Source organism: Caulobacter sp. GW821-FHT10F06, from assembly GCF_058809215.1.
In genome coordinates, this window is the sequence record NZ_JBXASK010000004.1 from 488,746 (window position 1) to 510,048 (window position 21,303).

General features: G+C 69.9%; 19 protein-coding genes and 1 tRNA gene. 6 read left to right on the forward strand and 14 right to left on the reverse strand.

Annotated features, from left to right (window positions below; genetic code table 11):
• Window positions 1-51 precede the first annotated feature (51 nt).
• From AC1RUS_RS11585 to AC1RUS_RS11605, 5 genes are all read left to right on the forward strand, one after another.
• Entirely contained in the window at window positions 52-246 is a 195-nt protein-coding gene (locus AC1RUS_RS11585; RefSeq protein ID WP_492916149.1) for a hypothetical protein, read from the forward strand.
• Window positions 239-1,384, forward strand: coding sequence for a DNA cytosine methyltransferase (locus AC1RUS_RS11590; protein ID WP_492916151.1), 1,146 nt, complete (start codon window positions 239-241; stop codon window positions 1,382-1,384). Before AC1RUS_RS11585 ends, AC1RUS_RS11590 begins: the two co-directional genes overlap by 8 nt.
• Before the next feature lie 7 nt (window positions 1,385-1,391).
• Complete coding sequence (locus AC1RUS_RS11595; RefSeq protein WP_492916153.1) at window positions 1,392-2,120, forward strand: GIY-YIG nuclease family protein; 729 nt, start codon at window positions 1,392-1,394, stop codon at window positions 2,118-2,120.
• A gap of 172 nt (window positions 2,121-2,292) precedes the next feature.
• Window positions 2,293-3,225, forward strand: coding sequence for an iron-containing redox enzyme family protein (locus tag AC1RUS_RS11600; RefSeq protein WP_492916155.1), 933 nt, complete (start codon window positions 2,293-2,295; stop codon window positions 3,223-3,225).
• Between the two features lie 17 nt (window positions 3,226-3,242).
• On the forward strand, window positions 3,243-4,139 hold the full coding sequence (locus tag AC1RUS_RS11605; protein ID WP_492916157.1) for an NAD(P)/FAD-dependent oxidoreductase: 897 nt from the start codon (window positions 3,243-3,245) through the stop codon (window positions 4,137-4,139).
• Here the strand turns inward: AC1RUS_RS11605 and AC1RUS_RS11610 are convergent.
• The 11 genes from AC1RUS_RS11610 to AC1RUS_RS11660 all read right to left on the reverse strand — a co-directional run bounded on the left by AC1RUS_RS11610 (window position 4,136) and on the right by AC1RUS_RS11660 (window position 16,635).
• Entirely contained in the window at window positions 4,136-5,383 is a 1,248-nt protein-coding gene (locus AC1RUS_RS11610; protein WP_492916159.1) for a DUF2252 family protein, read from the reverse strand. The genes AC1RUS_RS11605 and AC1RUS_RS11610 overlap by 4 nt on opposite strands.
• A complete protein-coding gene (locus AC1RUS_RS11615; protein ID WP_492916161.1) occupies window positions 5,383-6,258 on the reverse strand; it encodes a DUF1206 domain-containing protein in 876 nt (291 codons plus the stop codon). The genes AC1RUS_RS11610 and AC1RUS_RS11615 overlap by 1 nt, the downstream gene beginning before the upstream one ends.
• 161 nt (window positions 6,259-6,419) lie before the next feature.
• On the reverse strand, window positions 6,420-6,890 hold the full coding sequence (locus AC1RUS_RS11620; RefSeq protein WP_492916163.1) for a nitrate reductase associated protein: 471 nt from the start codon (window positions 6,888-6,890) through the stop codon (window positions 6,420-6,422).
• An 11-nt stretch (window positions 6,891-6,901) separates the two neighbouring features.
• Window positions 6,902-7,672 carry a uroporphyrinogen-III C-methyltransferase gene (cobA, locus tag AC1RUS_RS11625; RefSeq protein WP_492916165.1) on the reverse strand — a complete coding sequence of 257 codons (771 nt, stop codon included), beginning with the start codon at window positions 7,670-7,672 and terminating at the stop codon, window positions 6,902-6,904.
• On the reverse strand, window positions 7,665-10,349 hold the full coding sequence (locus tag AC1RUS_RS11630) for a nitrate reductase (protein ID WP_492916167.1): 2,685 nt from the start codon (window positions 10,347-10,349) through the stop codon (window positions 7,665-7,667). The genes cobA and AC1RUS_RS11630 overlap by 8 nt, the downstream gene beginning before the upstream one ends.
• Complete coding sequence (gene nirD / locus AC1RUS_RS11635; RefSeq protein WP_492916169.1) at window positions 10,342-10,695, reverse strand: nitrite reductase small subunit NirD; 354 nt, start codon at window positions 10,693-10,695, stop codon at window positions 10,342-10,344. The genes AC1RUS_RS11630 and nirD overlap by 8 nt, the downstream gene beginning before the upstream one ends.
• Window positions 10,692-13,148 (reverse strand): nitrite reductase large subunit NirB, encoded by a 2,457-nt coding sequence (gene nirB, locus AC1RUS_RS11640; protein WP_492916171.1) that lies wholly within the window; start codon window positions 13,146-13,148, stop codon window positions 10,692-10,694. The genes nirD and nirB overlap by 4 nt, the downstream gene beginning before the upstream one ends.
• A gap of 24 nt (window positions 13,149-13,172) precedes the next feature.
• The gene (locus AC1RUS_RS11645; RefSeq protein ID WP_492916173.1) at window positions 13,173-14,393 is read right to left on the reverse strand and encodes a nitrate/nitrite transporter; all 1,221 of its coding nucleotides are present in this window, start codon (window positions 14,391-14,393) and stop codon (window positions 13,173-13,175) included.
• 268 nt (window positions 14,394-14,661) lie between these two features.
• The gene (locus AC1RUS_RS11650; RefSeq protein ID WP_492916175.1) at window positions 14,662-15,789 is read right to left on the reverse strand and encodes a CmpA/NrtA family ABC transporter substrate-binding protein; all 1,128 of its coding nucleotides are present in this window, start codon (window positions 15,787-15,789) and stop codon (window positions 14,662-14,664) included.
• A complete protein-coding gene (locus AC1RUS_RS11655) occupies window positions 15,786-16,364 on the reverse strand; it encodes an ANTAR domain-containing response regulator (RefSeq protein ID WP_492916177.1) in 579 nt (192 codons plus the stop codon). Before AC1RUS_RS11655 ends, AC1RUS_RS11650 begins: the two co-directional genes overlap by 4 nt.
• A 194-nt stretch (window positions 16,365-16,558) precedes the next feature.
• Window positions 16,559-16,635: transfer RNA gene (locus AC1RUS_RS11660), tRNA-Arg, on the reverse strand.
• Window positions 16,636-16,929: 294 nt separating this feature from the next.
• Between AC1RUS_RS11660 and ggt the strand changes: the two genes are divergently transcribed.
• A complete protein-coding gene (gene ggt / locus AC1RUS_RS11665; protein ID WP_492916304.1) occupies window positions 16,930-18,618 on the forward strand; it encodes a gamma-glutamyltransferase in 1,689 nt (562 codons plus the stop codon).
• A gap of 15 nt (window positions 18,619-18,633) precedes the next feature.
• Here ggt and AC1RUS_RS11670 read toward each other — a convergent pair whose 3' ends face one another.
• The 3 genes from AC1RUS_RS11670 to AC1RUS_RS11680 are packed head-to-tail and all read right to left on the reverse strand — an operon-like array spanning window position 18,634 to window position 21,296.
• Window positions 18,634-19,314 (reverse strand): HTTM domain-containing protein, encoded by a 681-nt coding sequence (locus AC1RUS_RS11670; protein ID WP_492916179.1) that lies wholly within the window; start codon window positions 19,312-19,314, stop codon window positions 18,634-18,636.
• Window positions 19,311-19,754 carry a hypothetical protein gene (locus AC1RUS_RS11675; RefSeq protein ID WP_492916181.1) on the reverse strand — a complete coding sequence of 148 codons (444 nt, stop codon included), beginning with the start codon at window positions 19,752-19,754 and terminating at the stop codon, window positions 19,311-19,313. The genes AC1RUS_RS11670 and AC1RUS_RS11675 overlap by 4 nt, the downstream gene beginning before the upstream one ends.
• 48 nt (window positions 19,755-19,802) lie before the next feature.
• Window positions 19,803-21,296, reverse strand: coding sequence for a sensor histidine kinase (locus tag AC1RUS_RS11680; protein WP_492916183.1), 1,494 nt, complete (start codon window positions 21,294-21,296; stop codon window positions 19,803-19,805).
• Window positions 21,297-21,303 lie beyond the last annotated feature (7 nt).

The following is a 21,303-nucleotide window of genomic DNA, read 5'->3' on the forward strand; positions in this document are numbered from 1 at the left end:
AGAACATAATGAGAACTGGACATGGCGCCGCAAGGGCGCCAGCGTGGCGCCATGGCTGATTCACCGACCACCATCGACCGCATCAATCTGCGCCTGTCACCCGAGACGTTCGCCGCGATCGACCGCTCGCGTGCGGCGCGGCCGGGCCACGTCTCGCGCAACACCTGGCTGACCGAGGCGGTGGCGGAAAAGCTGGCGCGCGAAGCCGCAGACGCTGCGCCCAGCGAGGATCGCCGTCATGGGTAGCTATTACGAGTTCTTCGCCGGCGGCGGGATGGCTCGCGCCGGCCTGGGCGCGGCCTGGACCTGCCTGTTCGCCAACGACTTCGACGCCAAGAAGGGCCTGATCTACCAGGCCAACTGGGGGGCTGGCGGCGAGCTGGCCATCGGCGACGTGCGCCAGCTGAGCGCCGACGCCCTGCCCGGCCACCCCGACCTCGTCTGGGGCTCGTTCCCCTGCCAGGACCTGTCGCTGGCCGGGGTCGGCGCCGGGCTCAGCGGTGAGCGTTCCGGCACGTTCTATCCCTTCTGGGACCTGATCCACGGCCTGGCCCGCGACGGCCGCGCGCCGGCCCTGGTGGCGGTCGAGAACGTGTGCGGAGCGCTCACCTCACATGGCGGCAAGGATTTCGAAGCCATCTGCCGGACCTTCGCCGAGGCCGGCTATCGCTATGGCGCGCTGGTCATCAACGCCGACCTCTTCGTGCCGCAGTCGCGTCCGCGGCTCTTCGTGATCGGCGTCCGCGCCGATGTCGAGATCGCGCCCGAACTGCTGTCGCCCGAGCCCGTCGCGCCGTTCCACACCCGGGCCCTGACCCGGGCGGTGGAAGCCTTGCCCGCGACCGTCCGCGCGCCCTTGCTGTGGTGGAACGTCCCCACGCCCGAACGCCGCGCCAACACCTTCGCCGACCTCATCGAAGAAGAGCCCGACAGCGTGGCCTGGCACACCCAGGCCGAGACCAAGAAGCTGCTCGACATGATGTCGCCGGTGAACCTGGCCAAGGTGGAAGCCGCCAAGCGCGCCGAGCGTCGCATGGTCGGCGGCGTCTATCGCCGCACGCGCGTCGACGAGGCCGGCCGAAAGGTGCAGCGCGCCGAGGTCCGCTTTGACGACGTCGCCGGCTGCCTGCGCACGCCCGCCGGCGGCTCCAGCCGCCAGGTCATCCTGGTGGTCGAGGGCTATCGTGTCCGCTCTCGCCTGATCTCGGCCCGCGAGACCGCCCGCCTGATGGGGCTGGACGACCGCTACGTGCTGCCGCGCCGCTATAACGACGCCTACCACCTGACCGGAGACGGCGTGGCCGTGCCCGTGGTGCGCCATCTGGCCCGGCATGTCTTCGAGCCCCTGACCGCGGCCCTGGTCAGCGACCGAAAGGTCGCTTGAGCGGGCGATGGCCGACCTCTTCCCCCATCTGGCGCGGCCGGACGGCACGAACGTGCCGCCGTTCGAGACCGAAGATCTGCGCAACAACCTCGCGGCCTTTCTCGATGCGCCGTTCGACGATCCTTCAGGCGCCGGCCTGCGGGTCGGGAACTACAAATGGGGCGTCTACGCCTTCTTCGATTATGACGGCGAGCCAATCTATGTCGGCCAGACCAACGAGATGCTGCGCACCCGCATCCGCCGCCACCTGACCAACCAGCGCACCGACGCGGTGGCGATGTCGGTGCTGGACCCGTTCGAGGTCTACGAGATCGAGGTGTGGCCGCTGCCGCAGTTCCAAGCCGTCGGCGGCAAAGATGTCGACGCGCGCCAGCACCTGGACGCGCTGGAGCGGCTGATCACCCAGCAGGCGATCGAGAACTCGCAGTTTGGGGCCATCCTCAACGAGAAGGATCCGCCGCCCGGCCGGCTGGCGGTGGTCGCCCCGCCCTCGCATCGCGCCCGCATCGTCTCCGATCGCGTCTTCGAGTTGCGCTCTCACCCCGACTTCCGCCTCGCCCGTCGCGCCCTGATCATCTCGCGCCTGGCGCAGGTGATCTCCGAGCGCAAGGTGCAGGGCGGCCTGCGCCGGGTCCTCCAGACCCAGGCCAAGCGTTTGCAATGGCTCGCCGAGCGCCGCTACGAGGCTCTGGGCGGCGCCGCAACGGTGCAGACCGAAGGCGATGAAGACGCCTGAGCCTGTCGCTCGTCCAAAGCCAAGCCTTTGAAACTGAAGCCTTCGTCTGGCGTCCGACTTAGGAACGTCCGACGCCGAGGTTCGTTTGCCTCCCGCTGGCGAATGCGCCGGGCCGGACGGAAGAGGTCGCGAGCAAGCGTCCGGCTTCCCAATGCAGCTACGGAGTTCGATCGTGTTTGGTGGTGAACGTCTGTCCCGTCTGGGATCCTTCAGCCCGCAGTTTCCCGACGCCGAAGGCCTGCATCGCGGCCTGGCCCACTGGAACCATCGCCGGCTGGCGGTGGCGACGCCGTCCGACGACTGGCAGGCCGACCTCGACGACGACGCGCGCATGCGGCGGATCGAGGGCGCGTTCATCGAGTCCTTCCGAGCCCATGTCGCACCGCTCGTCGCCGATGTTCCAACGGACGCCGACGCCTTCATCGCCTGGTTCGAGGCGTTGAAGAACCATGGCCCCGGCCAGTGGGATCCGTTGTTCGACTGGCTGGAAGGCGCGGCGAGCCTCGAGGACATCAAGTGGTTCCTGACCCAGGAAGCCGCCGGCGAGGCCGGGTTCGACGACCTGGTGGCCATGACCCAGGTCAAGGTCCTGGATCGCGCCAAGCTGGAGCTGGCCCGCAACTACTGGGACGAGATGGGCCGCGGCAAGGCCAGCGGCATGCACGGTCCGATGCTGACCCGCACCACGGCGCAGCTGGGCCTGACGCCCGAGATCGACGCCACCCTGTGGCAGTCGCTGTGCCTGGCCAACACCATGACCGCCTTCGCCACCACCCGTCGCTATGTCTACCAGTCGATCGGCGCCCTGGGCGTCGTCGAGCTGACCGCTCCGACCCGCGTGGCCTGTGTCGACGCCGGCCTCAAGCGGCTGGGCGTTTCGCCCGAGGCTCGAAAGTATTTCGCCCTGCACGCGGTGCTGGACGTCGAGCACTCCAGGGCTTGGAACGCCGAGGCGCTGCATCCCCTGGTCAGCGATGATCCGTCCTGCGCCAAGTTCATCGCTGAGGGCGCCATGATGCGCCTGATCTGCGGCGAGCAGTGCTTCGACACCTATCGCGCCCATCTGTGGGCCCATGCGCATCCGCTGGTCTATGCGGCGGAGTAGCGGCCACGGCCGCGCGCATGGCGTCGTATGATGCGATCATCGTCGGCGCCGGTCCGGCCGGGCTGACGGCGGCGACCTATCTGGGCCGGTTTCGCCGCAAGGTGCTGGTGCTCGACGGCGGACCGTCGCGGGCCAGTTGGATCCCCGAAAGCCACAACACCCCCGGCTTCCCGCACGGCGTCGGCGGAGACGCCCTGCTGTCGCGCATGGGCGAGCAGGCGAGCCTCTATGGCGACGAACGCCTCGCCGCCCGCGCTCGGACCCTGGTCCGCGCGGGCGATGGTTTCGAACTGACGCTGGAGGATGCCGGAACGGTTCGCGGGACATTCGTGCTTCTGGCCACGGGGGTGGTCGATCGGCTGCCGCCGCTGGACGATATCGACGCGGCCATCCGCGCGGCCCGCGTGCGCATCTGCCCGATCTGCGACGCCTATGAGGCCATCGACCAGCGGATCGCCGTGCTCGGCAACGGTGACCTGGGCGCACGCGAAGCGATGTTCCTGACCACCTATTCTTCTCAGGTGACCCTGCTGCACCTGGGCCAACCCTCCGACCTGAGCGACCCGGCGGCGCTGGCCGCGCGCGGCATTGAGGTGCTGTCCGTCGATCTGTCGGGCCTGTCCGTCGGCCCAGGTTCGGTGGTCGTGTCGTCGCCAGGGCGCGAGCCTCGCGCTTTCGATTGCGTCTATCTGGCGCTGGGCTGCGAGATGCAGAGCCGTCTGGCCGTGCAATGGGGCGCGGCGCACGACGCCGAGGGAAATCTGCTGGTCAACGGTCATCAGGAGACCTCGATCAGCGGCCTCTACGCCGCCGGCGACGTTGTGCGCGGCCTCAACCAGATCGCGGTCGCCACGGCCGAGGCGGCCATCGCCGCAACCGACATCCACAAGCGCTTGCGGACCCTGGAAGCCTAAGCCTGATCCAGCGCCAAGGCGTAGCGCCGGCAATGCTCCAGATAGGCCGCTTCGTGGGCGGCGATCAGCTCGACGACGCTCGACCAGAGCCAGGACGGGGCGTCCAGGGTTCCGGAGCGGTTCCGCGCCAGCTCGGCCGCCCAGCCGCGCCGGGTCGCCTCGTCCATCTGCCGGCCGTGGGCGTCACCGACGACGCGAGCCAGGGACTTGGCGGCGTCCATCGCCTCAGCCGGCGACAGGCCGACGATCTCGATCTTCATGTCCTGCGGCATCAGCTCGCGCAGCACCACCGACTTGCCCAGCAGACGCCCGGCCGCCATGCGCTGGCCAAGATTGGGCGACAGGGCCAAGGCCCCGGCGACGATGCGCTCGGCGTTGTCGCGCGGCATGACCGCGTCCGGATCGCGCGGCGCCGCGGCCTTCACGGCCTCCTTGATGTCGAGGAAGCAGATGTCCGGCTTGCCGTCGCCGCCGTCGACCTCCAGCAGCACCGCGTAGCGCAGCCGCCCCAGCGAGCTGCAGCCCTTGACCCAATAGGCCGCGTCGAGCAGCCGGATCTGATCCTTCTTGCTCCGCGACTTCAGGCTGGTCACCAGATCGCGAACGGGGTCGCTGAGGCAGATCTGCTCGATCTCGGCGCGTTCGGTGCGGGTGACCGGCCAGAACCGCTTGCCGATCGGGATCACGGGCGTGGCGCCGCTCAGACGATCCGAAGCCAGGTGCTTCCACGTGCGTCGCTCGGCCTCGCCCAGTACGGAGCCGATCATCGGCGGATGCGGGGTCTCGGTCTCGAAGTCCTGGGCCAAGGCGTCTTCGTAGCCCTCGATCATCGCCTCCAGCATCTGGGCGGTGATCACGCCGGGCAGGTCGGAGCCCCGCGCGGCCGAGGCCAGGGACAGACCAAGGCGGATCAGGTCGTGAGCCGGATTGCCGATCACTGTCTGGTCCAGGTCGCGGATCTGGATGTCGACCCGGCCCTTGGCGTTGGCCAGGGGGCCGAGATTGCCGATGTGGCAGTCGCCGCAGATCCACACTGGCGGCCCGGCCGGCAGGGCGCTCTGGCGCGCCTCCAGCCATTCGTAGAATTTCACGGTGCTGCCCCGCACATAGGCGTGAGCCGAGCGCGCCATCTTCAGGTTTCGGGTGCGGGTCAGCACCTGGGCCCGCGCGCCGTGGCGAGGCGCCCTGGCGGCCTTGGCCGCGCGGGCCGCCGCCGCGCGCGTGGGGCTTGCGGTCTTGCCCATCAGCCGATCTCCGAAGGGGGTCTGATACGTCGAAAGGCGGCCTCGACGAAGCCGAACAGGCCGAACGCCACGAGGCCCACGGCCACAAGGCCCAGCACCCAAGAGCCGAAGGGCTGCTGTTCGACCGCCTGCAAGGCGCCGCCCCAACTGCGCGCATCGCTGCTCTGGGCGTCCAGGCCCGCCTCGATCAGAAACAGTCCCGCCGGCAAGGTCGCAAGGCCCCGCGCCCCGTAACCGACCTTGGCCAGCGGCACGACCCACCGACAGACCTTGTCGCTGCACTTCAGCCGTTTGGAAAAATCCTGCGCGACGCCTTGAACGATATTGCCGGCGCCGACGCCTAGCATCACCACGCCGGCCAGAAGCAGCAGCAGGTCGCCGTGCGGCAGCGCCAGAACGGCGGCCGCCGCGCCGTGGGCGGTCTGTTCCTCGTCGGCCTCGCCGACGTCCTCGAATTGATCAAGAAGCTCCAGCGCCGACAGCGCCAGGCCGCCATAGATCAGGCCGCTGATCCCCTGCCCGAGGCGCACGGCCCAGGCCTTGGGCGAACGTCCGTGGCGATCGGCGTCGAACACCGCCTGCAGCACGCGCCAGCCCGCGAAGCCCAGAAGCCCGAGCGCCACGGCGGTGATCAGGACCAGACCCAGCGGCCATTCCGCCCAGGCGGCCAGCATGGCCCTTGCGCCGTGCGCCCGAGGCGTGACGTCGGCCGCCGCCAGCATGACGATCCCGCCCAGGCCCAGATAGACGAGGCCGCGCGCGGCATAGCCCAGGCGCGAGGCCCATTCGAGCGCGGTCGTCAGGTCGAAGCGACCCGCCAGGCGCCGGATCCCGCCGCCCACCTCGCCGATCTGCAACGCGCCGCGCGATCCCACCGTGCCTCCGCCGTCCACCCCGCAGACAGTCCGAAACGGACGGGGGACGGGCAAGGTCAACGGCGCACGGCCAAGCCTGTTCCGTCCACGACGACGCGGGAGCTAAACCCAGGCAAATTTGACTGGCGCGCGACGCCGCCGTCACGGGCTTGCACCGCCCGCTAGCGCCGCAGCAGACCGAACTCGTGCAAAGCCGGCTCGAAATTGTCGTTGTCGTGGCCCGGCCGCGTCAGCTTGAAGAGGGTGAACCGCTGCAAGGGCGTGATGGCGCGCCACTGCTCCAGAGTCGGCGCCGCCAGGTCCAGCTCTTGGACCAGGCGCACCAGCCGCTCCGGCACGCTGTCGGTCTGGTCCCAGATCGGATGGGGATCGACGGCCAGGTCCGCGGGCGGCTCGTCCGCCCGCAGCGCGATGATCTCCAGGACGTATCGTCGATAGTCCCTCACCTCGGCTTCGTCGCCGCACGGCCGCTCGACCAGTTGCTGGCGCTCCGGCCGTTCGAACCGGCTCCATTGGCGCAGGGTCAGCTTGATTCCAGCCAGGTCGAGCTTGAGGCGCACGATCATCGGGATGCAGCGCAGGCTACCGGCGAAATCCAGTTCGAAGGCGAAGATGGTCTGGTCCTGGGTCATGGCGGGCTCCTCTAGCCAGCGGCGCGCGCGAGATCGGAGATGACGGTCCGGGCGTCCCAGGCCTGGGACGCGACCTCGCCGACGACGATCAAGACCGGTCCGCCGCGGGCGCCCATCAGTCGATCGGCCAGGGTGGCCAACGTCGCGCGATAGAGGCGGGCCTCGTCTCCGCCGGCCTGCTCGATGGCGACGGCGGGGGTGTCCGGCGAACGGCCGGCCGCGATCATCCGTGCGCTGAGCGCTCCAGCGACCTCGCCGCCCATGTAAACCGCCAGGGTCGCCTCCGGATCAGCGGCGGCGCTCCAGTCGCCCGACAGCTCGCCCGCTTCCAGCCGCGCGGTCGTGAACACCACCCGGCGCGCCTCGCCGCGATGGGTCAGGGGGAAGTTGAACTGGGCGGCGGCGGCGCAGGCGGCGGTGACGCCGGGCACGACCTCGACCGACACCCCGTGGCCGCGCAGGAATTCCGCCTCCTCGCCCACCCGGCCGAAGATCGACGGATCGCCGCCTTTCAGGCGCACCACGCGCAGGCCCTTGCGGGCCAGCAGCAGCATCAGTCGGTTGATCTCGTCCTGGTGCATGCTGGGCTTGCCCGCCCGCTTGCCGGTCTGGATCCGCACGCAGCCGGCCGGCGCCAGGGCGATGGCGTCGTCCGAGATCAGGGCGTCGTAGAGCAGGGCCTGGGCGCTCTCGACCGCCCGCAGCGCGCGCACGGTCATCAGGTCGACGGGACCGGGACCCGCCCCGACCAGCAGGACACGGCCGGACTTGGGATCAGACATGGGCGGGCTCCTTGGCGGAAGGGATAGGGGCGGCGGCGGCGATCATCCGCGCGATCTCAGGGCGACAGGACCCGCAGTTGGTTCCCGCGCCGGTGACCGCGCCGACCGCGTCCGGCGTGACGGCGCCGTCGACGATGGCGGCCTGCACAGCCTTGGCGCCGACCTTCAGGCAGGCGCAGACCAGCGGCCCCTTGTCGACCGAAGCGCCCGGCGGGCGGCCAAACAGCAGGGCCGAGCGGGCCTCGGCGTTCAGGACCGACTCGGCGAACAGCTCGACCAGCCAGTCGCGCGGCGGCAGGCGACCCGTTGTGGTCATGAACAGCACTGCGGCCAGGCGGCCATCGCGCACCCAGGCCTCGCGGCGCGCGCCGGTGGCGGCGTCGTCATAGGCGACCAACTCGCCGGTCAGCCCCTTGGAGAGCGCCTTGCGCACCGCCTCGCGCTGGGCCGCGTCGCCGCGCCCGGCGAACTCGTGTTGCTGGCAGGCGTCCTGCGGGATGCGGCGCCAGATCAGGTCCTGACCGGCCGGGACACCCAGAATCTCCCGCGACAGGAAGAAGCCCTTCCAGGTCTCGCGATAGGCGCGGATACGGGCGGGGGTGTGCTTGAACTCCGGCTGGCCCGAGGTCGGATCGACGTTCGGCGCGATCAGGGCGTTCGAGCGGCCCGACGGCGCGAAGGCGTCGGTCCAGTGCATGGGCATGAAGAGGCCGCCCGGACGCTGGCGGTCGGTGATCCTGGCCACGGCCACGGCCTCGCCGCGCGCGGTCAGGACTCGGGTCAAGGCGCCGTCCTTGATCCCGGCGGCCTCGGCGTCGGCCGGATGCATCTCGACGAAGGGCTCGGGCGCGTGTCGACACAGGTCCGCCGCCAAGCCGGTGCGGGTCATGGTGTGCCACTGGTCACGGATGCGGCCGGTGTTGAGCGCCATTGGATAGGCGTCGCTGACCGCGTCGGCGGGACCGCGCGGCCGGGTCGGGACCATGCGGGCCCGGCCGTCCGGGGTCTGGAAGCGTCCGTCGACGAACAGGCGCGGCGTACCCTGCCCGTCCGTCTTCACCGGCCATTGCACTGGCTTCAAAGCCGCGTAGCCGTCCGGGCCGATGGCGGTCAGGCCCGACAGGTTCAGCAGCCGGCCCTCGTTCTCGTACGCGGTCAGCCGCGCCCATTCGCGGAACAGGCTGGCCTGGTTGGCCCAGCCGAAGCCGTCGAAACCCATGGCCTGAGCCACGTCGGCGATGATCCGCCAATCGGCGCGCGCCTGGCCCGGCGCGGGAAACAGCGCCCGCTGGCGCGAGATGCGGCGCTCGGAATTGGTGACCGTGCCGTCCTTCTCCCCCCAGGCCAGGGCGGGCAGCTTAACGTCGGCGAAGGCGGCGGTGTCGGTCTCGGCGATGCAATCGGAGACCACCACGAAGGGACACTTGGCCAGGGCTTCGCGCACCCGGGCGGCGTCGGGCATCGAGACCGCCGGGTTGGTGGCCATCACCCAGATCGCCTTGATCCGTCCGTCATGGACGGCCTCGAACATGTCGACGGCCTTCAGGCCCGGCTTGCGGGCGGTGTCGGGCGCGCCCCAGAAGCGGGCGACGCGGTCGCGGTCGGCGGGGTCGAAATCCATGTGGCCGGCCAGGGTGTTGGCCATGCCGCCGGTCTCGCGTCCGCCCATGGCGTTGGGCTGGCCGGTGATCGAGAACGGACAGGCGCCCGGCTTGCCGATCCGGCCCGTGGCCAAGTGCGCGTTGAGGATCGACAGCCCCTTGGCGACGCCCTGGGTCGACTGGTTGGCGCCCATCGAGAACAGGCTGACGGTCCTGGGGTTGGCGGCGAACAGATCGTAGAAGGCCAGCAGATCGGCCAGGGCCGCGCCGCAGTCGGCGGCCACGGCGGCGGGCGATTGATCGAGCTCGGCCAAGGCCCCTTCGACGGCGTCGAACCCGTTCACATGCTCGGCGATATAGTCGCGATCGATCGCCTCGACGCGGATCAGGTGGGCCAGAAGGCCGTTCCACAGCCGCACGTCGCTCTGCGGGGCGATGGCCAGGTGCAGGTCGGCGCCCTCGGCGGTGTCGGTGCGGCGCGGGTCGATGACGACATGCTTCTGACCGCGCGCCTTGGCCGCCTCCATGCGCCGGAACAACACCGGATGGGTCCAGGCGGCGTTGTGGCCGCTGAACACCACGAGGTCCGCCAAGTCGAGGTCTTCATAACAGCCCGGCACCAGATCGGCGCCGAACGCCTGCTTGTGAGCCGCCACCGCCGAGGCCATGCAGAGCCGGCTGTTGGTGTCGATGTTTCCCGAGCCGATGAAGCCCTTCATCAGCTTGTTGGCGGCATAGTAGTCCTCGGTCAGCAGCTGGCCGGAGACATAGAAGGCGACGCTGTCGGGGCCATGCTTGGCGATCGTGTCCTTGAAGCGCTTGGCCACCAAGGCCGTGGCGTCGGACCAGCTGGCCGGCTTGCCGCCGATGGTCGGCTCCAGCAGCCGGCCCTGCAACCCGACCGTCGCGCCCAGCGCCGCGCCCTTCGAGCACAGCCGGCCCAGATTGGCCGGATGGGCTTGGTCGCCCGCCACCGACATCGTCCGGGTTTCGCCCACGACACCGGCCACGCCGCAGCCCACCCCGCAATAGGGGCAGGTGGTCTTGACCGGGATCGGGGCGACGCCGTCAGCCATCGATGGACGCTGCGGCCAGGCTGAGCAGCAGGCGGCCATCGCGGACCTCGAGTGGCACGACAGGCGTGCAGCCCTTTCCCTTGTCGGCGCCCATCGGCTCGCCCGACGCCAGGTCGATCGCCCAGTTGTGCAGCGGGCAAGCCACCGCGCGGCCGTGGACGATGCCCTGGCTCAGCGGACCGCCCTTGTGCGGACAGGCGTCCATCAGGGCGAAGACCTCGCCGTCGCCGGTGCGGAAGATGGCGATGTCGCCGCGCGGGCTTGTCACCCGCCGCGCACCGCGCCGGGGGATGTCGGTGACCGCGCCGACGTCGATCCAGACAGGGGTTTTGACGGGCGCGTTCATGCGGGGGCGAACTCCATCCGGCGGCTCATGGGCGTGAATTCCTCGTTGTGGCGGCCAGCCACGCGCTCGGCCCACGGGTCGATCCGGGCAAAGCGCTGCGAGAACACGAAGCGGTCGTAGAGGGCCTTGCGCTGGTCGGGATCGGTGACCTTGGCCTGGATGCTCTCCAGGCCGACGCGGGCCATCCACTTGTAGACCCGCTCCAGGTACCAGCCCTCTTCGCGGTACAGCTGCATGGCTGCCGCGATCACCCAGACCGCCTCGTCCTCGGAGGCCACGTGGGTCAGCACCTTGGTGCCCTGGATGTGCAGGCCCGCCGCGCCGCCGATATGGATCTCGTAGCCGCTGTCGACGCAGACCACGCCGAAGTCCTTGCAGGTGGCCTCGGCGCAGTTGCGGGGACAGCCCGACACCGCCAGCTTGACCTTGGCCGGAGCCCATGAGCCCCACAGAAACTTCTCCAGGCGGATGCCCAGACCTGTGGAATCCTGGGTGCCGAACCGGCACCAGTCGCTGCCGACGCAGGTCTTCACCGTGCGCAGGCCCTTGGCGTAGGCGTGGCCGCTGACCATGCCGGCGGCGTTCAAGTCGGCCCAGACGGCCGGCAGGTCATCCTTCTTGACGCCCAGCAGATCGATCCGCTGGCCGCCGGTGACCTTGACCGCCGGAATGGCGAACTTGTCGGCGACGTCGGCAATGGCCCGCAGCTCGTCGGGCGTGGTCATGCCGCCCCACATGCGCGGCACCACCGAATAGGTCCCGTCCTTCTGGATGTTGGCGTGGACCCGCTCGTTGATGTAGCGCGACTGCTTGTCGTCCCGGTACTCGCTGGGCCAGGCGCAGAGCAGGTAGTAGTTCAGGGCCGGACGGCACGACGAACAGCCGTCGGGGGTGGTCCACTCCATCGCCTGCATCACCGCCGGCATGGATTTCAGCTCCAGCGCGACGATGGCCTGACGAACGTCCGAGTGCGGACGATGCGTACATTTGCACATCGGCTTGGGGCCGGTCTGGGCCTTGAAGGCGTCGCCCAGGGTCAGTTTCAGCACCTGCTCGACCAGGGGCGTGCACGAGCCGCAACTGGCCGAGGCCTTGGTCACCGCCCGCACGTCGTCCAGGCTGGAGAGGCCCTGGGTCGTGATGGCCGAGGTGATCGCCCCCTTGCAGACGCCGTTGCAGCCGCAGATTTCCTGCGTATCGGGCATGGCCGCAACGGCCGCATTAGGGTCCAGGCCGGACAGCCCCTCGGTGATCGCTTGGCCGAAGATCAGGGTCTCCCGGATGTCGGTGACCGTGGTCCCGGCCCGCATCAGGTCGAAGTACCAGCCGCCATCGACCGCATCGCCGAACAGCACAGCGCCCGCGACCTTGCCGTCCTCGATCACCACCCGCTTATAGACGCCGCGCCCGGCGTCGCGGAACACGATGTCCTCGCAGCCCTCGCCGCCGGCGAACTTGCCGGCCGAGAACACGTCGACGCCCGAGACCTTCAGACGCGTCGACAGCACCGAGCCTTCATAGGCTCCCTCGCCGTCCGTCAGGCTTTCGGCCAGCGAACGGCACATGTCCCAGATGGGCGCGACCAGGCCGTAGCACTGGCCGCGATGCTCGGCGCACTCGCCGACCGCGAACACGGCCGGATCGGAGCAGCGCATGCCGTCGTCGACGACCACGCCGCGATTGACCGCCAGGCCCGCTTCGCGCGCCAGCGTCGCGTTGGGGCGGATGCCGACCGCCATGACCAGCAGGTCGCAAGGCAGCACCCGGCCGTCCTTCAGCTTCAGGCCGGCGACCCGGCCGTCCTGGCCGACGATCTCCTCGGAGTGCGCGCCCAGCACGGTCTCGACGCCGCGCTCCAGGAGCGCCTCGCGCAGCAGGAAGCCGGCGCTTTCGTCCAGCTGGCGCTCCATCAGCACGTCCATCAAGTGGACGACCGTGGCCCCCATGCCGCGTCGGGCCAGGCCATAGGCGGCCTCCAGGCCCAGCAGGCCGCCGCCAATGACGACGGCGCGCGCGCCCGGCTTGCCCGAGGCCGCGACCATGGCCTCGACATCGTCCAGGTCGCGAAATGTGACCACGCCCTTGAGGTCCGAGCCCGGCAATGGCAGGCGGAAGGGATCCGAGCCCGTCGCCAGGATCAGCTTGTCATAGGGCAGCGCCAGGCCGCCTTCAGCGAGAACCGATCGGCCTTCGAGGTCGACACCCACGACCGCGCGGCCCGCGTGCAGGGCGATGCCATTGTCGCGGTACCAGGCCTCGTCATTGATGACGATGTCCTCGAAGGTCTTCTCCCCGGCCAGGACCGGCGAGAGCATGATGCGGTTGTAGTTCACCCGCGGCTCGGTCCCGAAGATCGCGATCTCGTAGCGGTCAGGATCGCGCTTGAGGACTTCCTCGACCGCCCGGCAACCGGCCATGCCGTTGCCGATGACGACCAGCTTTTCCTTGGTCATGTCTTTGCTCTTCACGAGAGGACTTCAGACGCGCACGGGGCGGGCGTCGGCGTGCAGGGTCGGCCAGACGGCGCGCCAGCGGTTCTTCAAGCCCAGCAGCGCGAACAGGGCGAACAGGGCCAGGGCCGCGAAACCCAGGAAGCCGAACTGATAGGAACCGGTCGCCTTCTTGGCCATGCCCAGGGTCGAGGCCAGGTAGAAACCGCCGATGCCGCCGGTCATGCCGATCAGGCCGGTCATGACGCCGATCTCCTTGCGGAACCGCTGCGGCGCCAGCTGGAAGACCGCGCCGTTGCCCGCGCCCAGCGCCAGCATCGAGAACATCAGCACCGCCAGGGCCATCCAGGCGGACGGCATCTGGAAGCTGGCGGTCGCCATGCCCAGGGCCGCCAGGGCGTAGACCACCGTCAAGGTGCGCACACCGCCGTGACGGTCCGCCAACGCCCCGCCCACGGGCCGGATGAACGACCCGGCGAACACGCAGGCGGCGGTGAAGAAGCCGGCCTTGACGGGATCGAGGCCATATTCGGAGTTGAAGTAGATGGTCAGCGAGGAGGCCAGGCCCACGAAGCCGCCGAAGGTGACGGCGTAGAGCAGCATCAGCCACCAGGCGTCGGGGATCTTCAGGACGTCGAGATACTCGGCCAGCTTCTTGGGCGCGGGCTGGTCGGGGGCGTCCTTGGCCAGCAGCATGTAGACGACGAAGGCGACGGCCAGCGGCAGGGCGGCCAGGCCGATGACGTTCTGCCAGCCAAAGGTCTTGGCCAGGATCGGCGCGAACAGCGCCGCCAGCGCGGTGCCGGAGTTGCCGGCTCCGGCGATGCCCAGGGCCAGCCCCTGATGCTCTTGCGGGTACCACCGTGAGGCCAGCGGCAGAGCGACGGCGAACGAGGCGCCGGCCACGCCCAGGATCAGCCCCAGGGCCAGCACCTCATGGTAGGAATGCAGCCCGACGGCCCAGGCCAGGGCCAGACCGGTCAGCACGATCAATTGGCTGATCATCCCGGTGCGTTTGGGACCGATCCGGTCGACCAGCACGCCATTGACCAGCCGCAGGAAGGCGCCGGCCAGCACCGGCACGGCGACCATCAGGCCCTTCTGAGCCGGGTCGAGGTGGAAGTCCTTGGCGATGGCCACGCCCAACGGGCCCAGGATCACCCAGACCATGAAGCTGAGGTCGAAATAAAGGAACGCGGCGAACAAGGTCGGCGCATGGCCGGCCTTGGCGAAGTCACGGAGATTCATGGGATCAGCCCTCGGAATGCGTGTCTGCGAGAGGGGCGCCAGCGCCCGACGGGTGGCCGCATCCGAGCGGTCGTCTCTTGCAGCCACGAACGCCGTTGTCCGAAGGCCTGACGTTAGTGAGGGATCAGAAGCCGGGCGCTGTCATCCGCCATGCCGCGACGCGGGATGATCCAGGCCCACATCGCGCGATTGCACGGCAAACAGGCGACCGCCCTGCCCGAAGCATGAGCACATCGCCGCGCTTGAACGGGATTTCGGCGGCTGGAGCCTAGGTCGAGGCCCGGCCGATCGTGAAGCCGGCGGCATAGGATCGGGCGTCGCCGGGGTCGAACGACAGGCCGTCGAACAGGGCCGGCGGCGAGGTGACGACGTCGGCGAACACCATGGCCGGCTCCAGGATCGGTCCCAACGAGAGCGCCGCCTCGCGAAAGAGATCGGGCCGATAGACGCGATCGGCGACCGCCTCGAGGTCGAGATCGCGCCCCACCTGCCCCCAGCGCGCCATCTGCGACAGGAACCACAGGGCATGCTCGCGTCGCGGCAGGCCGGCCGCATCGCGATGGAAGACGATCTCGGACTGAAGCGCCCGCGACAGCGAGTCCGGATCTGCGCCGACATGCTCGGGACGCGACAGCAGCGAAACCAGCTCGGCGTGATTGCCCGGCGCGTCGGCCCAGGCCGAGGCGCGGATCAGCGCGCGCAGGACCGCCCTCAACTCGCCGGGATGGTCTCCGGCCCAGGCCGAGGTGACGCCAAACACCTTGTCCGGCGCACCCGGCCAGAACTGCGAGGCCTTGATCAGCACCTCGCCCAGACCCTGGGCCATCGCGACGGCGTTCCAGGGCGCGCCGACGCAGAAGCCGTCGATCTCGCCCGACCGCAGGTGCTCGACCATGCGCGGCGGCGGCGTCACCACCAGGCGCACGTCCTTGTCCGGGTCGACCCCCGCCTGCGCCAGCCAGTAGCGCAGCAGGTAGTTGTGCATCGAGTGCGGGAAGACCACCGCGAAGGTCAGGATCGGCGCGTGCTGGTCGCGGAGGCGCGCCACCAGCTGGGCCAAGGCCTTTGCGGTGACCAGCGGCGCGGCCATCGCCTCGGGATCGATCTCGCGCAGCGTCGCCGCCAGCTTGGTCGAGACGGTGACGGCGCTGCCGTTCTGGTTCAGGGCCAGCGGCGCCAGCATCGACTCGGCGGCCAGGGCCATCGGCGCCAGCATGTGAGCCCCGTCCAGGGCCCCGACGCCGACCTTGTCGCGGATCGTCGCCCACGAGGCCTCGCGGCTCAGCGCGACCCCCAGCCCCTCCTCGGCGAAGAAGCCCTGCGCCTTGGCCACCACCACGGGCGCGCAGTCGGTCAGGGGGATGAACCCCAGCGTCAGGTCGGCCAGCCCACTCACGACGCGTCGCCCTTCAGCACGCCGGCGAAGGCCAGCAGGTCGGCCGCCACCTGGCCGATCGGCTTGCCCCGGTCCATGGCCAGCTTGCGCAGCAGGCGGTAGGCGCCGTCCTCGTCCAGGCCTCGCTCCTTCATCAGCAGGCCCTTGGCGCGCTCGACCGTCTTGCGCGACTCCAGGTCGGCCTTGGCCTTGGCGAGGTCGCCGCGCAGCTGCTGGGTCAGGGCGAAGCGGCTCATGGCCACGTCGAGGATCGACCGCACGCGCCCCGGCGCCAGGCCGTCGACCACATAGGCCGCCACGCCGGCCCGCACGGCCTGCTCGGCCAGCCCCGGCTCCGAGCGGTCGACGAACATCACCACGGGACGAGGATTGTGCTGGCCGGCTTCACGCAGGCTCTCCAGCGTATCGCGATCGGGACTGTCGGCGGCGATCACCACGACGTCGGGCGCAAAGGCGGCGGCCTCGCGCTCGTCGAACACGGCCGCGCGACGCACCTCCAGCGGCTGCACGCCTTGCAGCCCCTCGGCCACCAGGGCGGCGCGCGTGGGATCGGGATCGATGACGAGGACGCGCATCAGGCTGGCCTAGTTTCATCCGGTTGTCGGCGGGAGCGACATATCATCGTCGCCCGACAATCGGCGAACAACCGCCCAAGCCCCGCGCAACGGCGCCCAAAACTTCGGCTTCAACCATCGCCCGAGACCAGGCGCACGACGTCGGCAGCCGTTGGGCGCCAGCGATTCTGAGTATCTTGGATTGTCAGAGAAAATGGCGCGCCCGGAACGATTCGAACGTCCGACCCTCAGATTCGTAGTCTGATGCTCTATCCAGCTGAGCTACGGGCGCGCACTGCCTTTCGGCGAGGCGGGGGAGATAGCCCGTTCATTCCGGGGACGCAAGCCCGGTTCGGCGGTTATTTCGAAAAGTTTTCGACGACCGGCGCTCCGCGAGCGGGCGCCCGTCGCGCGGACCCAGACGGGCTGGCGGTTTCGGCGTGCTGGCGCGTCGTCCGTACGTGACAGCACCGCTGGTTTGTTGTCCATGTTCACCCCTGCCATCGGCGCCCCCCGGGTCGTCGCCTCCATGGAATTGGTCCGCATGCGTCGCCTGCCCCTGATCGCCCTGATGTCCGCGCTGGCCATGTCGGCCTGCGCCCAGACCCTGACCGCGCCCAAGCCGATGGCCAGCGCCGTCGCGCCGGCGGCGACCACGCCGAGGGGCTTCGTGGCGGCGGCCAATCCGCTGGCGGTGGAGGCGGGCCTGCGGGTGCTGCGCGATGGCGGCAGCGCGGTCGACGCGGCGGTGGCCATCCAGGCGACGCTGAGCCTGGTCGAGCCGCAGAGCTCGGGCCTCGGCGGCGGGTCGTTCATGACCTACTACGACGCCAAGACCGGTAAGGTGACGGCCTATGACGGCCGCGAGAAGGCTCCGGCCGCCGCGACGCCGGACCTGTTCCTGGGAACCGACGGCAAGCCCCTGCCCTTCGTCACCGCCCTGCTTTCGGGCCGTTCGACCGGTGTGCCTGGCGCGGTGGCCATGCTGGCCCAGGCCCAGAAGGAGCATGGGGCGGCCAAGTGGAGCACCCTGTTCAAGGACGCCGAAACGCTGGCGACCGACGGCTTCGTCGTCAGCCCGCGCCTGGCCGGCATGATCAACAGCCCACGCGTGCCGGAAAACAGCGCGCCGGACGTGAAGGCCTATTTCACCAAACCCGACGGCCAGCTGTACCAGGCCGGCGACGTGCTGAAGAATCCGGCCTACGCCGCCACCCTCAAGCGCCTGGCCGCCGAGGGTCCCAGCGCCCTCTATGAAGGCCCCATCGCCCAGGCCATCGTCGACAAGCTGCACGAGGGTGCGACGCTGCAGAGCGCCATGACGCTGCAGGATCTGAAGGCCTATCGCCCGCGTTCGGCCGACGCCCTGTGCAGGCCGTGGAAGGTCTACACCGTCTGCACGCCCAACCCGTCGTCGAGCGGCTTGGCGGTGATCCAGGCGCTGATGATGCTGGAGCACACCGACATCGGCGCGCGCGGCCCCAAGGACCCGGTCGCCTGGACCCTGCTGGCCGAGGCCGAGCGGGTGATGTACGCCGACCGCGACCGCTATGTCGGCGACCCCTCGTTTGTGAAGGTGCCGGTCGACGGTCTGCTGGACCCGGCCTATGTCGCCGAGCGCGCCAAGCTGATCCACGACGTCGCCGGCCCGGCCCCGAAGTTCGGCTATCCCAAGGGCGCGCCCAATGTCGGCGTCGACGCCACCAAGGAACCGGGCGGCACCACCCACTTCGTGATCAAGGACCCGGCCGGCAACGTGGTGTCGATGACCACCACGGTCGAGAGCATCTTCGGCTCGGGCCGGATGGTCGGCGGCTTCTTCCTCAACAACCAGCTGACCGACTTCTCGTTCTCGCCGACCGAGAAGGACGGCGCCCCGGCCGCCAACGCCGTGGCCGGCGGCAAGCGCCCGCGCTCGTCGATGGCCCCGCTGATCGTGCTGGACGACAAGGGCAAGTTCCTGGCCGCCGTCGGCTCGCCGGGCGGCAACGCCATCCTGTCCTATAATCTCAAGGCCATGGTCGGCCTGTTCTACTGGAACCTGTCGATGCAGGACGCCATCGCCCTGCCCAACATCGTCTCGCGCGGCGACAACTTCTCGGGCGACGCCGAGATGTTCGGCCCCGACATGGTGGCGGCGCTGAACGCGCGCGGCGTGATGATCAAGACCGGCCAGTACGAGGGCTCGGGCCTGCACGGCGTCATCGTGCGCCCGGGCGGGGTGTTGGAGGGCGGCGCCGATCCGCGTCGGGAAGGCGTGGCCAAGGGCCTTTAGGCCCTCTGGCGCCCCCTAGAACAGCCGAGCCTGCAGCCACAGGATCGCGGGATAGACCGACAGCCACGTCCAGAAGAAGCGGTTGAGGCCGAACAGGCAGGCGTTGGCCAGGTGGAAGGTCGCCGCGATCACCAGCCCCGCGATCAGGGTCTCGCGCGACAGCAGGGTCAGCGGGAAGCCGAGCTCGAACAGGATCACCGCCCAGGACATCGCGCGCAGCAGGCGCGGGCGGTCGGCCAGACGCCGCAGCCTCTCGCTGACGGGATAGGCCGAGAACTGGAAGACGTCGCGCAGGGCCCGCCCCGAACGCCAGTCGGGGTTCGCAACCTTCACCCAGCCGGAGATGACGTAGGACAGCACCAGCTGGGCGCCGAGATAGCCGAAGAAGAGCTCCTTCCCCTGGGCGATCGGCGTCAGGCGATAAAGCGCCAGGCACCACAGGGCCAGTAGCCCCATGCGGTCGCTGCCGCCGTTATAGGGCCCCTCGAAGCGCTGGAGGATCAGCAGCGACAGGCCGGCCAGCCCGACCAGCGGCCAGGGCGAGGCGACGCCGAGCATGGCCAGCACGCACAGGCCGGCGCGCGCCACGAACAGCACGCGCTCGCGCCGGAAGCCGCGCAGGTGCTCCGCGCTTTGCTGAATCAGAGCCAGGGCCAGCAGCGTTTCGGTCAGGCGGGCGGCGCTCTCGAGGCTCATCGGACAGCGATGTCCGCGAACCGGCGCGGCGCGGGCTGGTAGAGCACCTCGCGCTCGACGGTCTCCGCCTCACGGCTGAGGAAGACCAGCCGGAAGCACAGCAGGGCGTCGGACGCGGGGCTATCCGGCCCACGCGCCAGATCGGCGGCGATGCGCTGGAAGATCTCGTCCTCGCTGTGGTCGGTGGGCTGGGTGGTCAGGCGCTCGGCGCAGCTGACCAGGAACAGGGTCTCGTTCCAACGCGGATTCCAGACCAGGCGCAGCAGCATCGTCGCCGGCGAAATCCGCTCGGGTCGCGGCCTGAACTCGCGCCAGTCGGCGGCGATGTCGCCCGGCGAGGCCAGCAGGGCGTATTCGATGCGTGGCGAGGGTGCGATCACGTCGAAGAAATTCCAGGACGGGATCAGCGCCGGCAGCAGGAGCGAGAGCGGCTTCAGCATCATCCCTCCTCCCTGGGATTGGGCCCGGCGACGAGCGCGTGAAGGCCGTCAGGTCTCATCCGGCGCGGAGGGCGCCAGGGCTGGCTCGGCCACGGGTTCGGGAACGCCCGCCAGCGACAGGTCGAACACCGAACCCCCCGAGCCGGTCTCGACCAGCACCAGGTCGCCGCCATGGCCCTGGGCCAGCTCGCGGGCGATCGCCAGGCCAAGACCCGTGCCCCCGCGCCGCACCGACCCGACGAAGGGCTGGAAGAGGTTGGCCTGGGCGCGCTGCGGCACGCCGGGACCGTCGTCCGACAGACGCAGGATCGAGAGGCCGTCGCCGCGATGCAGCTCGATGAACACCCGGCCCTTGCCGCCCCGGTCCGGCGCGCCCTCGATGGCCTCGCGGGCGTTGCGCAGCAGATTGGTCAGGATGCGGTGCAGCTGATCGGGGTCGGCCAGCACCTGCTCGCGCGGATCGATGACCGTCTCCAGGGCGACACCGCCCGGCGCGAGGCCGGAGTCCTCGGCGGCGCTGTCGAGGGCGGCGCGCAGCGGCGTGGGCCGCACCACCGGAGCCGGCTCCTTGGACTTGCCATAGGCCATGACGTCGCTGGCCAGGGTGATGGCGCGGTCCAGGGCCCGTTCCAGGCGCGGCAGGGCCTGGGCCACCTTGGGATCGCCCAGGGCGGCCAGACGGTCCGAGGCCATCTGGGCGCTGGTCAGCATGTTGCGCAGGTCGTGATTGATCTTGGCCACCGCCTCGCCCAGGGCCGCCAGGCGGGCCTTCGACGCCAGCGCTGTCAGCAGGTCGGTCTGCATGCGATCCAGCTCAAGTTCGGCGCGGCCGATCTCGTCACGACGGGTCGAGACGACGATGCGGGCCTCGGGATCGGCCGGATCGGCGCGGAACTGCTCCATGGCGCGGGTGATGCGCTGCATGGGCCTTACCAGGAAGATGTTCAGGAACAGGTAGACCAGCAGGCCCGCTAGGCCGGCGACAAAGACCGTGATCGCGGCCAGGCGCCAGAAATAGGCGATCAGCTGGGCCTTCAGCGGAGCGTCGGGAAGCACCACCTCGACGAACTCGGCCTTGCGATAGCGCGGCTCGGCCATCACCCGGACCATGCTGGCGGGCGGGCTGGTCAGGGTGAAGAACGGGGCGGCCAGCCATGAGCCGGGGTTCTGCCGGCGCAGGTCGACGAGATAGGGCGTGGCCATCGGGTTCTTGGGCGGCAGCACCAGGCGCCGGGCGCCGTCCACCTGCACGGCCACCGTCACCGCCCCGGCCTGGTCGAACAGCTGGCCGGCGACCGCGTCGCTGACTCGCAGCTCGGGATCGGACTCGGCGATGGTCGAGGCCAGTTCGCCGGCCCGCACGCGGTCCAGCAGCCACTGCTCCTCGTAATAGGCCAGGGTCGGCGGCAGGATCATCAGACCGGCCAGGGTGACGACGAAGGCCGTGAACAGCAGCAGGCGCGCCGACAGCCCGCGCGGCCACGGGAAGCGGCGCTTGCCCGGCGGGGTCAGGTTCTCCGGCGGCGAGACCGTCTCGGTCATGGAACTG